The sequence below is a fragment of the Haemophilus haemolyticus genome (genome assembly GCF_003493605.1).
GTDB classification, from domain to species: Bacteria; Pseudomonadota; Gammaproteobacteria; order Enterobacterales; family Pasteurellaceae; genus Haemophilus; species Haemophilus haemolyticus_J.
In genome coordinates, this window is the sequence record NZ_QQKA01000013.1 from 1 (window position 1) to 13,233 (window position 13,233).

Sequence of the window (13,233 nt, forward strand, 5' to 3'; positions counted from 1 at the left end):
TGGGCGATTAAAAACGGAATGTTATTACGGCAAACGATTTGAGACGTTCGAACAACTGGAAAAAACGATTCATGAATATATTCATTATTACAACCATGAGCGCATTCAGGGGAAACTAAAAGGACTCAGCCCTGTGAATTACAGAACTCAGTCCTTGAACTAAATCAGTCTAACTTTTTGGGGTCAGATCACTTTTCCCCTTTCTTATTTCTGTTACTAAATCGCCCAACCGCCTGCATAGAATGCAACGAGTACGATTGCAATAATCATGGTTCCTGCATTTAAGCGTTTAATATCGCCACTCACAATTCTTCCAATTACTAATGCCGCAAAACCTAACATAATACCTGTTACGATGTTCGCTGTAAGTACGATAAATACTGCGCAGATTAATCCGCTCATCGCGCCAACGAAATCATCGAAATCTAATTTGCTTACATTGCTTAACATTAATAAACCAACATACATTAATGCTGGAGCAGTTGCGTAGCCTGGCACTAAGAACGCTAATGGTTGGAAGAAAAGCATTAATAGGAATAACACACCAACAACGATTGCAGTAATACCTGTTTTACCGCCTGCTGCTGTTCCTGCTGCAGACTCAATATAAACGGCAGCTGGTGCTGTACCGAATAAACCTGAGAATAAGCTACTGATTGAGTCTGAAGTTAGGGCTTTACCGCCATTGATAATTTGACCATCCTTATCAAGCAAGTCGGCTTGACCTGCAACTGCACGAATTGTACCAGTTGCGTCAAATACTGCGGTCATCACGAGAGCAAATACCACTGGTAAGATTGCAGGTTGTAATGCGCCCATAAAATCTAATTGTAAGAAAAGAGAGTTTTCGCCAAAAGTTGGCATTTTGAAAATTTCTCCGCCAAATTTTACATTTGGATCAAAAATTAAACCGACAATAGTAATAGCGATAATTACCCATAAAATACCGCCTTTAATTTTCATTTTTTCAAGACCAATAATTAACGCTAAACCAATTAAGGACATCATGACTGGGAATGAAGTAAAATCGCCTAATTTTACTGGTAAGCCCGCTTGGTTGCTGACAACTAAACCAACACCGTTTGCCGCAATTAAAAGTAAAAATAATCCGATACCAATGCCTGCTCCGTGAGCGATACTGGCTGGTAAATTACGCAAAATCCATGCACGGATACCTGTGGCAGAAATTAAGGTAAACACAACCCCCATTAAAAATACTGCACCTAACGCAACGGGAATAGCGACCTTTTGACCAATCACTAAGCTAAATGCAGTGAAAGCTGTAAGAGAAATTGCACAACCAATTGCCATTGGTGCATTTGCCCATAAGCCGATTAAGATAGAGCCTAATCCTGCAACTAAACAGGTGGCAATAAAGACAGATTCCGCAGGAAAACCTGCAGCACCTAGCATATTGGGTACCACGATGACAGAATAAACCATTGCTAAGAACGTGGTTAGACCCGCGATAATTTCTTGACGAACAGTTGAACCACGTTGCTTGAGTTCAAATGTTTTTTCTAAAGTTGGCATAGTGTTCCTTGAAGTTAAGTAAAAAATTGGAAGTAATAAGGTGCGCTATTCTACATCATAAAAATAAGAAGTAAACGTTTGCGTAAGTTTTATTTAGGGGAAAGTGCGGTCAAAATTATGAATAGTTATAAAATAATCTATTTGCTGATTTTCTCAACAAATCAAACTGCGAGTATGCGGAAAAACTGCTATACTTGTCGCGTTTTTTAACTTGATAAAATGAAGGAAACAAAATGGCTGATTTTAATCAAATTTTAACGCCAGGCGATGTAGATGCCGGCATTATCAATGTAGTAAATGAAATTCCAGAAGGTAGCTGCCATAAAATCGAATGGAATCGTAAAGTTGCGGCATTCCAGTTAGATCGTGTTGAGCCAGCAATTTTTGCAAAACCAACTAACTATGGCTTCATTCCACAAACTTTAGATGAAGATGGCGATGAGTTAGATGTGTTATTAATCACTCGCCAACCATTAGCAACAGGTGTATTCCTTGAAGCTAAAGTAATAGGTGTCATGAAATTTGTTGATGATGGCGAAGTGGATGACAAAATCGTTTGTGTCCCTGCAGATGATCGTGATACAGGCAATGCGTATAATTCATTAGCAGATTTACCGGCAAACTTAATTAAACAAATTGAATTCCACTTCAATAACTACAAAGCACTTAAAAAACCAGGCTCAACGAAAGTGACCCATTGGGGCGATGTAGAAGAAGCGAAAGAAGTGATTCGTGAGTCTATTAAACGTTGGAATGAGCGTTAATTAATAAACACATTTGATTGTAAAAGTCCCTGATTCTTTGAGTTGGGGATTTTTTATAGCAAATTTCAGAAATTTAGATAATAAAAAAACACCTTTCGGTGCTTGCTTTATTTTTAAGTGGTGGGTCGTGAAGGATTCGAACCTTCGACCAACGGATTAAAAGTCCGCTGCTCTACCGACTGAGCTAACGACCCAATTAGACGACTTTAAAGTAAATTTTAAAATCTTTAGATTGGTATTTAAATGGTGCCCGAAGCCAGACTTGAACTGGCACGCCTCGAAAGGCGAGGGATTTTAAATCCCTTGTGTCTACCGATTCCACCACTCGGGCATATAGACAACTAACATTTGCGTATTATGGAGGCGTGTCCCGGAGTCGAACCGAGCTACATGGATTTGCAATCCAGTGCATAACCGCTTTGCTAACACGCCACGAATTGGAGCGGGAAACGAGGCTCGAACTCGCGACCCCGACCTTGGCAAGGTCGTGCTCTACCAACTGAGCTATTCCCGCATTCGCTGTTAGTGGTGCGCATTTTACGGAAATTCAGATAACTGTCAATTACAGATTTAAAAAAATTATCTAACCGTTTAAAAAAAGTTCATTTTGTTCAAATAAATCACAGAAAATGATGGAAAAATGGAATTTTATGTAATTTTCTAATTTCTACTTTTATCACTTTTTCCTTTGTGCCAAAATGCTAAACGTTTTTAGCACGTAAAGTGCAGTTGATTTTTTCATTATTTTCAGAGGATGTTATGACACAACAATATGCTATCGATACTTTATTAGCTCAAGCAGGCAATCGCAGTGATGAGCGTACTGGTGCAGTTTCTACACCAATTTTTCTTTCTACTGCTTATGGTCATTATGGTATCGGTGAAAGCACGGGATTTGATTACACGCGTACCAAAAACCCAACTCGTACAGTGTTAGAAGAAACGATAGCTAAATTAGAGAATGGAGATCGTGGTTTTGCGTTTTCTTCTGGTATGGCTGCAATTCAAGTTTTGATGACGCTTTTCACTGCACCAGATGAATGGATCGTTTCTAGCGATGTGTATGGTGGTACTTATCGACTATTAGATTTTTCTTATAAAAATAACAATAGTGTAAAACCTGTTTATGTCAATACGGCATCTGCTTCAGAAATTGAGGCGGCAATTAACCCAAATACGAAAGCGATTTTTATTGAAACCCCATCGAATCCTTTAATGGAAGAATGTGATGTGGTTGAAATTGCAAAACTTGCGAAAAAACATAACTTAATGTTGATCGTGGATAATACGTTTTTAACGCCAGCGCTTTCTCGCCCATTAGATTTAGGCGCTGATGTGGTGATTCACAGCGGGACTAAATACATTGCTGGGCATAATGATGCACTTGTCGGGTTGATTGTTGCAAAAGGCCAAGGACTTTGCGATCGCATTGCTTATATTCAAAATGGTGCGGGGGCAGTACTTTCTCCGTTTGATTCTTGGCTGACTATTCGTGGTATGAAAACCCTTTCTTTGCGCATGAAACGTCATCAAGAAAATGCACAAGCTATTGCGGAATTTTTAAAAGCTCAACCGCAAGTGGAATCGGTGCTTTATCCAAATAAAGGTGGGATGTTGTCTTTCCGTTTGCAAGATGAAGATTGGGTTAATACGTTCTTAAAATCCATCAAATTGATTACTTTTGCAGAAAGTTTAGGCGGTACAGAAAGTTTTATTACTTATCCTGCCACTCAAACTCATATGGATATTCCAGAAGCCGAGCGTGTAGCTCGTGGGATTACTAATACCTTGCTGCGTTTTTCAGTCGGTATTGAAGATGTAGAAGATATTAAAGCAGACTTACTACAGGCTTTTGCAAACTTAAAATAATTGGAGCAAACCATGAAAATTGCAATCTATAGCACTAAAAGCTATGACCGAAAATATATTGAGCTCATTAACGCGAAATATAATTTCGATTTAGAATTTTTTGATTTTATGCTGAACGAGAGTACCGCACGTTTGGCAGAACATTGCGAAGTAGTATGCATTTTCGTGAATGATAATGGTAGCCGAAAAGTATTAGAAAAATTAGCTGCACTTGGTGTGAAAATCGTGGCTTTGCGCTGTGCCGGTTTCAATAATGTTGATTTAAAAGCCGCTCAAGAATTAGGCATTCAAGTTGTACGCGTTCCCGCTTATTCGCCTGAAGCGGTGGCGGAACATACCATCGGTTTGATGATGACACTGAACCGTCGAATTCATCGTGCTTATCAGCGTACCCGAGAAGCGAATTTCTCTCTTGAGGGATTAATTGGTTTTAATATGCACGGACGCACGGTCGGCGTGATCGGAACAGGCAAAATTGGGATCGCAGTGATGCGCATTCTGAAAGGTTTTGGCATGAATATCTTGGCATACGATCCTTTCAAAAATCCAGTGGTGGAAGAACTGGGTGGACAATATGTTGAATTAGATGAGATTTATGCTAGATCTCATGTGATTACGCTTCATTGCCCAGCAACGCCAGAAAACTATCATTTATTAAATCGCGAGGCTTTTGCAAAAATGAAAGATGGCGTGATGATCGTTAATACGAGTCGCGGTTCTTTGATTGATACTCAAGCTGCAATTGATGCGTTAAAACAGCGCAAAATCGGTGCGTTAGGTATGGATGTGTATGAGAATGAACGAGATTTGTTCTTTGAAGATAAGTCTAATGAAGTGATTCAAGATGATATTTTCCGCCGTTTATCTTCTTGTCACAATGTGTTGCTAACAGGCCACCAAGCGTTTTTAACGGAAGAGGCACTAACGAATATTGCGGATGTGACCTTATCAAATATTTATAAATTAAAATCTGGCAAAGAGTGTGAAAATATTGTTTTGCCGTCTTAGCTTTTGGCAATTAAAACGATTAGTTTACATTTTTTAAAACGGTGTTATTCTGCACCGCACTTGTAAGTTTAAAAAAAGCCCTTATATAGGGATTCCATTCACAAAATAAGGAAAACAAAATGAGCGAAGTATTACACATTAATGACGCAGATTTTGAAAGTGTTGTAGTTAATTCAGATATCCCCGTTTTATTAGACTTTTGGGCACCTTGGTGTGGTCCTTGCAAAATGATTGCACCAGTGTTAGATGAACTTGCGCCTGAATTTGCTGGTAAAGTTAAAATCGTGAAAATGAATGTGGATGACAACCAAGCAACCCCAGCACAATTTGGTGTTCGTAGTATCCCAACATTATTATTGATTAAAAATGGTCAAGTTGTTGCAACTCAAGTTGGTGCATTACCAAAAACTCAATTGGCTAACTTCATTAACCAACATATTTAATCGTTGCTTAAAGTTATAAGTAACATTAGAGCATTGATAAGATTGCCCCTTAATGGGGCAGTTTTTTTGTCTAAAATTTTGATGAACGACCTGATGAGAATCAAAGTACTTGCTCAAATTCTATATTTAAAGGAAAGGCTTTGGTTATTGTATTGTAAATAAAACAACAGCGTAATGCATTTTGTGTGAGTTGTGTGAAGATGTCATCGGTTAAATCTGATGAAATAAAAATTTTAATTTTGCCGTCATTAATGATAGGTTGCTCACTATAGCCGCGAACGCCCAGTAAGGTTAAAGGATTGGCGAGGTTGAGCCAAATTTTTCCTTCCATTTCTACAATATCAGCACGTTGTTGAGCAAAATGTGCTTTTATACTGCTCAAAATTCCCCCTAAAATAGAAACAGCAAAATAATCTACCGCACTTTTTTGTAACGATTGGTTATCGAAATTGACTTGTGAATAGAGAGAAATGCTGTCATTCGGGGTGAATAATTTAATTTCTTCTCCGCGTAATACTGCTCGATATTTCGCTGTAAAACATTCACTTTCAGGTACGTTATACATAACGTTCCTTCAATATTGATTTTGCTTCATTTAATACCTTAAGTTTGGCTTCAATAATATCAAAACCATTTAAAGGGCGGTTAGAAAAAGTGGCAAATCCACAATCTGGATTTAGCCAAATTTGCTCTGGTGGAAGGTAATTTAAGGCTTTTTCTGCGCGCTGAACAATCTGCTCTACGCTTTCCTCTTCATCAGAACGAGGATTGATGACGCCTAAGCCTAAAATACATTTTTGTCTTAAGATTTCACTTTCTAATAACGAACTTAATTCTCCCGCTCTTGGCGTAGAAAATTCGAGCATTAAAATATCAGGTAATGCCGATTCAAATAAATCCACTAGTGATGTATAAGGTCCGCGCAGTAATACGCTTTCATCTTTGCTCCAGTTGCCACGGCATACATGTAGTGCAGTTTTGATATTTTTATTTCTTGCATACTCAAAGATTTGAGTAATTAAACTTTTTGCAAACTGTAGTTCCGCTGCAAAATCTTGTTTTTCGCTTAACGCCGCACACATAAATGAACGTGTTTGATGATGGCTAAAAATAACTTCTGTCAAAACAGGCTCATCAAATTGAACTACGCTTACGCCTAGCTCACACAAATGATCAATTTCTTGCTTTAAGATAGCAACAACATCTTTTGCCATTTCTTCTTTTGATGAATAATGTTGCCCTGACACAGGCGAAAGCCACATGGAGCGAGCCATTAAGTAAGGCCCTGGCAAGGTTGCTTTAATTGGCTGCTTAGTTAGATTTTTCAGTAGCAACATCTCATCTGCTACCAAAGATCGTTTGTAGCTAATTTTTCCCACGCAAATAGCATTTTTTATGGAAAGTGCGGGAACATCCAAGGTTTCTAGCATTGACTCAAAAATTTGCTTTTCTTTAATGTGATCGAGCATTTCACTCATGCTCATTAAGGTCGCACCTTGAATTTTTTGTGCAATAAAAGAAAGGTAATTGTCGCGAAGTAATTCGCCACTCGTGATGATATCAATGCCAGTACGTTGTTGAAGTTCGACAATTTGTTTTGTTTCTTGAACAACGATTTGATCAAGCTCTGCTGTGGTTATTTTGCCTAGTGTGTGCTTTTTACGCGCCATCAAAAGTGCTTGGCTACGAGGCATTGAGCCTAAAAGGGAAGTTGTGAAAGGTTTCATAGAAAATCCACAATGATGGGCGTTTATTACACGCCCATCATGACATATTGATCTTAAAAGAATTTTAAATATTCATTGGCAGCTTGTAATTGAGCAAAACCTTTTGTTCTGCCCGCAACCCAACGTGTTAATCCTTCCAAATCCATCATTTCTTTATGTTCTGGATTGTTGTAATCCATTTTGAATAAGGTTTCGGTGAATGCATTGAATTTGGTTTCATCTAATCCCACGCGTCCACTAAAAATACAATGGTCAAATGATGGTGTTTTTGCGAGCACTCGAACTGTTGCGGGATCGAGCGTGCCATCTTTTGTCCAACGTTCAAAGTTGAAATCTAACATCCATGTTGCGGCAACTTGGCGATCTTTTAATGCATTGGCTGCATCTAATTCACCGCCTACATGATCGCCGTGCAAACCAACACCTACATCAAAGCGTTTTTCTACATAATCTTGACCAAATTCCAAGCCATGTTGATGTAAAAACTCGATTGGAATTAACCGCGCTTGTGGGGAATCTATCGCACCAAAAGCAATAGTTTTATTTTTTAAATCTTCAATCGATTGGATAGTTAGATCATTAACAACTAAATAGCTTTGACGATCTTGGTCGGTATCACGCATGGCACCATTTAAGGTTTTACCACCACTACGTAAGTAACCATCTAACCAAGCTAGAGGAGAGTTCCACGCTACATCAATTTCAGTATTGAGTAACGCATCAACTTGCCCTTTGTAGTCTTTGAAATACACGGGTTCAATAGGGAAGCCTTCTTTTTCGAAAAAGTCTGCAATAATTCCCCAAATCACTGTCACTTGTGGGGCGTAGATTACCGCCCCAATTTTTAATTTCTCACTCATTTTTCACCGCACTTTATGGAATTTGTTGACCTGTAATGGCTTTACCTAACCAAATATTTAGCACATCGACACTTGGTGCCATCACTTGACTTGCTAATGCATCGCGTAAATAGCGTTCCATTGGTCCCATTTTGTTATAAGCCTTGCCACCGCCAATACGCATACCAATTTGTGCAAGGGTAATCGCATTTTCGCTCGCGAGAATTCGGGCAGCTAATAATTTAGCCAATGCATCTGCATCACCTTCTGTGGCTGCACGAGCCGCATCTCGCGTAGCACATACAGCAGCGTTTGTGTTTGCATAGATTTTAGCTAAGTGAATTTGCACGGTTTCGATTTCAGCTAATGCAGTGCCCGATGTGTATTTACGGTGTGTTGAATGTTTAATTGCCTCAGTAAGCACTGCTTTACATACGCCACTATAGACAGCAGCCAAGCCACAAATAAAGGCTGGTGCGATACCACCAAATACTTGTTCTGCGCCTGCGCCAACTTCGCCAATACGCCAGCTACGATCTAATGGCATATCGGTCATTCGCATAAAGCAAGAAACATTACTACGCATACCTAAGCCATTCCAGCTATCAGCTTCAAAAGTTAAGCCTTGAGTACCAAGTGGAAGCACCCAGTTATCAATAGTTTCGCCATTTTCAGAAGGCAAAAGCGCTAAATAATAAGAGGCATAATTTCCCGATGTCACCATGGATTTTAAGCCATTGAATACTGCATGTTCAGCATTAAATTGTGCGGTTGCATCGGTAATATAGAAGTGAGTACCCGTGCCTAATTCACTATAGGCGAGTGCGGCAAAGGTTTGATTTTGAACAATGTCAGAAAAGATTTTTTGTTTGAGTTGATCGCTGCCGAATAGATTTAAACAATTCACAGCAACGTTACTCATCATGTAACAGAGACCAGCAGAGGCTGAACTTTCAGCTAATGCCATACAGACTTCAGCATGTTCTTTGAGGGTTAATCCCATTCCGCCGTATTCTTTTGGAATTAAAAGTGAAAACCAACCAGCTTTACCTAATTCCTTAAATGCCTGAACAGGAAATTCTTTTTTTTGATCGAGTTCGTCGGCGTAAGGCTCAATAAACTGTTCCGCTAACTTTCTCACCTGAGTATAGATTTGCGACATAATATATCCTTATTGTGTGTTGAGAAAAACTTTCTACGAGGCGGATATTATTATGCTCCGTTTCTTTTTTCTAGTATTTAATTCAAAATAATTTCAGTAATGTGACGTGGATCAAGAAAAAATCTGGCAAGCATTTTCCCATGTGGCTTTTTTAATCAATTCAGCAGGTTCATTTCTTAAGGCGCAAAGAGCTTTAAAACTTTCCACAATACGCTCAGGTCGATTAGGTTGGCCTTGAAAACCAAATACAGGCATATCAGGACTGTCTGTTTCCAACACTAAGGCATCAAGCGGCAACTTCGCGATTGCTTGACGAGTTTTATTGGCGCGTTCATAAGTGATAGTGCCTCCAACTCCGATTTTATAACCTAAATCAACAAAGCGTTTTGCTTGATCGTAACTTCCTGAAAAACCGTGTACCACGCCAAGTTTAGATAATGGAATACGTTTTAAAAAAGTAAAAATTTGATCATGGGTTTTTCGACTGTGAATATTGACGGGTAAATTAAATTGTTTTGCCAAATAAAGTTGGCTTTCAAAAAAATGACATTGTTTTGCCCAAAGTTCATCGGTGAGCAAATCAGGAATCGCACGTTCCAAACCAATTTCAGCCACCGCCATGCAATTTGCATCACGATTTTTTAAGGCTTGTTCTAACAGAATCAAATCATTTTCGGCGTGTTCTTTAATATAAAGAGGATGGAGCCCAAGCCCATAGTACAAATTATTAGGAAAAAGTGCGGTCATATTTTGGATTGTTTTAAAATCAGCTTCTTTTACCGCCACAATCAGTATTTTTTGTACATCGGCTTGCTTAGCATTATCAATAAGCTGTGACAAAGGCTCCCCTGTAAATTGTTGGAGATAATCGAGATGCGTGTGAGTGTCGAAGAAGGGCATGAGCATTTTCCTTTAGGTCGATAAAAAATGGCGGAATTGATCCGCCATTCGCCATTATTCTACTGAAACCGATGTAATCACTACATCTTCAGTTGGAACATCTTGATGAAAGCCTTTGTTGCCTGTATTCACCTTTTTGATTTTATCAACAACATCCATGCCTTCAACCACTTCACCAAATACTGCATAGCCCCATTCTTGAACGACTTCGCGGCCAAACATTTCTTTTGAACGATAATTTAAGAAATCATTGTCTGCCACGTTAATGAAAAATTGTGCTGTCGCTGAATGTGGATCTGAAGTGCGAGCCATTGCAATGGTTCCACGTTTGTTACTTAAACGATTGTTCGCTTCATTTTGGATTGGGGCTTTAGTTGCTTTTTCGCGCATACCGCTTTCCATACCACCGCCTTGAATCATAAAGCCATCAATAACACGGTGAAAAATTGTGTTATTATAAAAACCGTCTTTGCAGTAATTTAAGAAGTTTTCTGCTGTAACTGGAGCTTTATCAAAATCCAATTTAATTTTAATGTCGCCAAAGTTTGTGTGTAACGTAACCATTTTGTTTTCCTTCTGAAAAATTAAGGGTCGTATTATTCCACAATCGAGGTAAAAGTGCTATAAAAGTGCGGTTTGTTTTTATTTCATTTTACGAGCTTAAAAATGCTAAAAATTTTCAATACCTTAACGAGAGAAAAAGAAATCTTTAAACCTATCCACGAAAATAAAGTGGGAATGTATGTTTGTGGCGTGACTGTTTATGATTTGTGCCATATCGGTCATGGACGCACTTTTGTGTGTTTTGATGTGATTGCCCGTTATTTACGTTCTTTGGGTTACGATTTAACTTATGTGCGTAATATTACGGACGTAGATGACAAAATTATTAAACGTGCGTTAGAAAACAAAGAAACCTGCGATCAACTTGTGGATCGTATGGTGCAGGAAATGTATAAAGATTTTGATGCACTTAATGTATTACGCCCTGATTTTGAACCCCGTGCGACCCATCATATTCCTGAAATTATTGAAATTGTGGAAAAATTGATTAAACGCGGACATGCTTATGTTGCGGATAATGGCGATGTGATGTTTGATGTGGAAAGTTTTAAAGAATACGGCAAATTATCTCGTCAAGATCTTGAGCAATTACAAGCTGGTGCACGTATTGAAATCAATGAAATCAAGAAAAATCCAATGGATTTCGTGCTTTGGAAAATGTCGAAAGAAAACGAACCAAGTTGGTCTTCCCCTTGGGGCGCAGGTCGTCCGGGTTGGCATATTGAATGTTCTGCAATGAACTGCAAACAGCTTGGCGAACATTTTGATATTCACGGTGGTGGCTCTGATTTAATGTTCCCTCACCACGAAAATGAAATCGCGCAATCTTGCTGTGCGCATGGTGGCCAATATGTGAATTATTGGATCCATTCCGGCATGATCATGGTAGATAAAGAAAAAATGTCGAAATCCCTCGGCAATTTCTTCACAATTCGTGATGTATTAAACCACTACAATGCAGAGGCTGTACGTTATTTCTTATTAACGGCACATTATCGTAGCCAGCTCAATTACAGTGAAGAAAACTTGAATTTAGCGCAAGGTGCGTTGGAACGTTTATACACGGCTTTACGAGGAACAGATCAAAGTGCGGTTGCTTTTGTCGGAGAAAATTTTGTAGAAACTTTCCGTGAAGCAATGGATGATGATTTTAATACGCCAAATGCACTTTCTGTTTTATTCGAAATGGCGCGTGAAATTAACAAGTTAAAAACAGAGGATGTTGAGAAAGCCAATGGGCTTGCTGCTCGTTTACGTGAATTGGGGGCGATTTTAGGATTACTTCAACAAGAACCAGAGAAATTCTTACAAGCAGGTTCTAACGATGATGAAGTAGCAAAAATTGAAGCACTGATTAAACAACGTAATGAAGCCCGCGCTGCAAAAGATTGGGCCGCTGCGGATGCAGCGCGTAATGAGCTCACCGCTATGGGTATCGTATTAGAAGATGGTGCGAATGGAACAACTTGGCGTAAGCAATAAATTCAAACGTTAAATTACTTTCATTAAAAAGACTAAGTTCAGAATGCAATAGAACTTAGTCTTTTTATTTTTTCATCATTTCTTAATATAGGATTTTAATGTTTGTTCCACTTCATAAATCCAATCTAATTCATGCTGCGTGAAACCCGCTTGAATACGAGCATCGGTATTAATGACACCTTTAAAAATTACAATACGATATTTGTGTAAAAGCTCTGTAAAGCATTTCATCGCATCTAAACCCCGTTTTTTAGAAAGGGCGTGATACCAATGATTGCCAATATATACATGACCAATTTCATCGCGCAAAATAATATCCAAAATGTTCACAGCGGCAAAATCTTTACGTTGTGCGATTTTCTCTTGCAGAACAGGTGTGGCATCGAGACCCCGCGCTTCTAATACACGAGGAACTAACGCCATTCGTTCCCAAATATCGTACGCGGTGGCTTGCGCCATTTCCCATAATCCTGCATGGGCTTCAAAAGCACCATATTGATAACCCAATGTTTTCAAATGTTCATTGACTAAGGAAAAGTGCGTGCTTTCTTCACGAGCGACACGCAACCAATCTTTCACAAAAGCCAAACCTTCACCAAGTTCTTCTTGTGCATTACGCCCAAATCGCCAAGCTGCATCTAAGCCTAAATTAATCGCATTAAACTCAATATGTGCGATAGCGTGCAATGTGGCTGCATAGCCTTCTTCTGTGGCGAAAGAACGTTTAGGCACATCTTTTGGTGCAACTAAGAGCGGTTTTTCAGGAAAAGCGGCAATATTATCTTGCGGCACGACTTCGGGAAAATCTTCTAATTTAATCAACTGAATTTGTGGCAGAAGATTATCGTAGAGATCATTAACTAAACGACATTTTTCTTGTGGATTCGCTGTTTTTAGTGCGGTTTCAACCTGTTGCCAAAATTGTGTAATAAGTGCAGTCAT

14 protein-coding genes and 4 tRNA genes are annotated in these 13,233 nt (G+C 39.0%); 6 read left to right on the top strand and 12 right to left on the bottom strand.

What is annotated here, in order from left to right; translation table 11 throughout:
- On the top strand, positions 1 to 163 hold a 163-nt coding region (locus DV424_RS08240; RefSeq protein ID WP_154099475.1), incomplete at its 5' end, for an IS3 family transposase.
- 53 nt (positions 164 to 216) lie between these two features.
- Here DV424_RS08240 and DV424_RS08245 read toward each other — a convergent pair.
- Entirely contained in the window at positions 217 to 1,533 is a 1,317-nt protein-coding gene (locus tag DV424_RS08245; protein WP_118859681.1) for an NCS2 family permease, read from the bottom strand.
- Between the two features lie 233 nt (positions 1,534 to 1,766).
- On the opposite strand from DV424_RS08245, the gene DV424_RS08250 reads away from it, so the two are divergent.
- Positions 1,767 to 2,297, top strand: coding sequence for an inorganic diphosphatase (locus DV424_RS08250; RefSeq protein WP_005630160.1), 531 nt, complete (start codon positions 1,767 to 1,769; stop codon positions 2,295 to 2,297).
- Between the two features lie 118 nt (positions 2,298 to 2,415).
- Here the strand turns inward: DV424_RS08250 and DV424_RS08255 are convergent.
- The 4 genes from DV424_RS08255 to DV424_RS08270 form a co-directional block, all read right to left on the bottom strand.
- A tRNA-Lys gene (locus DV424_RS08255) sits at positions 2,416 to 2,491 on the bottom strand.
- A 50-nt stretch (positions 2,492 to 2,541) separates the two neighbouring features.
- A tRNA-Leu gene (locus tag DV424_RS08260) sits at positions 2,542 to 2,628 on the bottom strand.
- A gap of 27 nt (positions 2,629 to 2,655) precedes the next feature.
- Positions 2,656 to 2,729 (bottom strand) — tRNA-Cys (locus DV424_RS08265).
- A gap of 6 nt (positions 2,730 to 2,735) precedes the next feature.
- A tRNA-Gly gene (locus tag DV424_RS08270) sits at positions 2,736 to 2,811 on the bottom strand.
- Between the two features lie 245 nt (positions 2,812 to 3,056).
- Between DV424_RS08270 and DV424_RS08275 the strand changes: the two genes are divergently transcribed.
- From DV424_RS08275 to trxA, 3 genes are all read left to right on the top strand, one after another.
- Complete coding sequence (locus DV424_RS08275) at positions 3,057 to 4,166, top strand: methionine biosynthesis PLP-dependent protein (protein WP_192880672.1); 1,110 nt, start codon at positions 3,057 to 3,059, stop codon at positions 4,164 to 4,166.
- A 12-nt stretch (positions 4,167 to 4,178) separates the two neighbouring features.
- Positions 4,179 to 5,174: a 2-hydroxyacid dehydrogenase gene (locus DV424_RS08280; protein WP_118859683.1), complete on the top strand. Its 996-nt coding sequence runs from the start codon at positions 4,179 to 4,181 to the stop codon at positions 5,172 to 5,174.
- A gap of 119 nt (positions 5,175 to 5,293) precedes the next feature.
- Entirely contained in the window at positions 5,294 to 5,617 is a 324-nt protein-coding gene (gene trxA, locus DV424_RS08285; RefSeq protein ID WP_005627940.1) for a thioredoxin, read from the top strand.
- A gap of 100 nt (positions 5,618 to 5,717) precedes the next feature.
- Here the strand turns inward: trxA and DV424_RS08290 are convergent, their stop codons facing one another.
- From DV424_RS08290 to DV424_RS08315, 6 genes are all read right to left on the bottom strand, one after another.
- Positions 5,718 to 6,182, bottom strand: a complete 465-nt coding sequence (locus DV424_RS08290) for a peroxiredoxin (RefSeq protein ID WP_118859684.1) — start codon at positions 6,180 to 6,182, stop codon at positions 5,718 to 5,720.
- Positions 6,175 to 7,344 (bottom strand): cobalamin-independent methionine synthase II family protein, encoded by a 1,170-nt coding sequence (locus DV424_RS08295; RefSeq protein WP_118859685.1) that lies wholly within the window; start codon positions 7,342 to 7,344, stop codon positions 6,175 to 6,177. The genes DV424_RS08290 and DV424_RS08295 overlap by 8 nt, the downstream gene beginning before the upstream one ends.
- Positions 7,345 to 7,397: 53 nt before the next feature.
- Positions 7,398 to 8,204 carry a phosphate/phosphite/phosphonate ABC transporter substrate-binding protein gene (locus DV424_RS08300; protein ID WP_118859686.1) on the bottom strand — a complete coding sequence of 269 codons (807 nt, stop codon included), beginning with the start codon at positions 8,202 to 8,204 and terminating at the stop codon, positions 7,398 to 7,400.
- A 13-nt stretch (positions 8,205 to 8,217) separates the two neighbouring features.
- On the bottom strand, positions 8,218 to 9,345 hold the full coding sequence (locus tag DV424_RS08305; protein ID WP_118775244.1) for an acyl-CoA dehydrogenase family protein: 1,128 nt from the start codon (positions 9,343 to 9,345) through the stop codon (positions 8,218 to 8,220).
- A 111-nt stretch (positions 9,346 to 9,456) separates the two neighbouring features.
- The gene (locus DV424_RS08310) at positions 9,457 to 10,245 is read right to left on the bottom strand and encodes a TatD family hydrolase (protein ID WP_118859687.1); all 789 of its coding nucleotides are present in this window, start codon (positions 10,243 to 10,245) and stop codon (positions 9,457 to 9,459) included.
- Between the two features lie 54 nt (positions 10,246 to 10,299).
- On the bottom strand, positions 10,300 to 10,809 hold the full coding sequence (locus tag DV424_RS08315; protein WP_105898885.1) for a peptidylprolyl isomerase: 510 nt from the start codon (positions 10,807 to 10,809) through the stop codon (positions 10,300 to 10,302).
- Between the two features lie 102 nt (positions 10,810 to 10,911).
- Between DV424_RS08315 and cysS the strand changes: the two genes are divergently transcribed.
- On the top strand, positions 10,912 to 12,291 hold the full coding sequence (gene cysS / locus DV424_RS08320) for a cysteine--tRNA ligase (RefSeq protein WP_118859688.1): 1,380 nt from the start codon (positions 10,912 to 10,914) through the stop codon (positions 12,289 to 12,291).
- Positions 12,292 to 12,366: 75 nt separating this feature from the next.
- Here the strand turns inward: cysS and DV424_RS08325 are convergent, their stop codons facing one another.
- Positions 12,367 to 13,233, bottom strand: coding sequence for a ferritin-like domain-containing protein (locus DV424_RS08325; protein ID WP_118859689.1), 867 nt, complete (start codon positions 13,231 to 13,233; stop codon positions 12,367 to 12,369).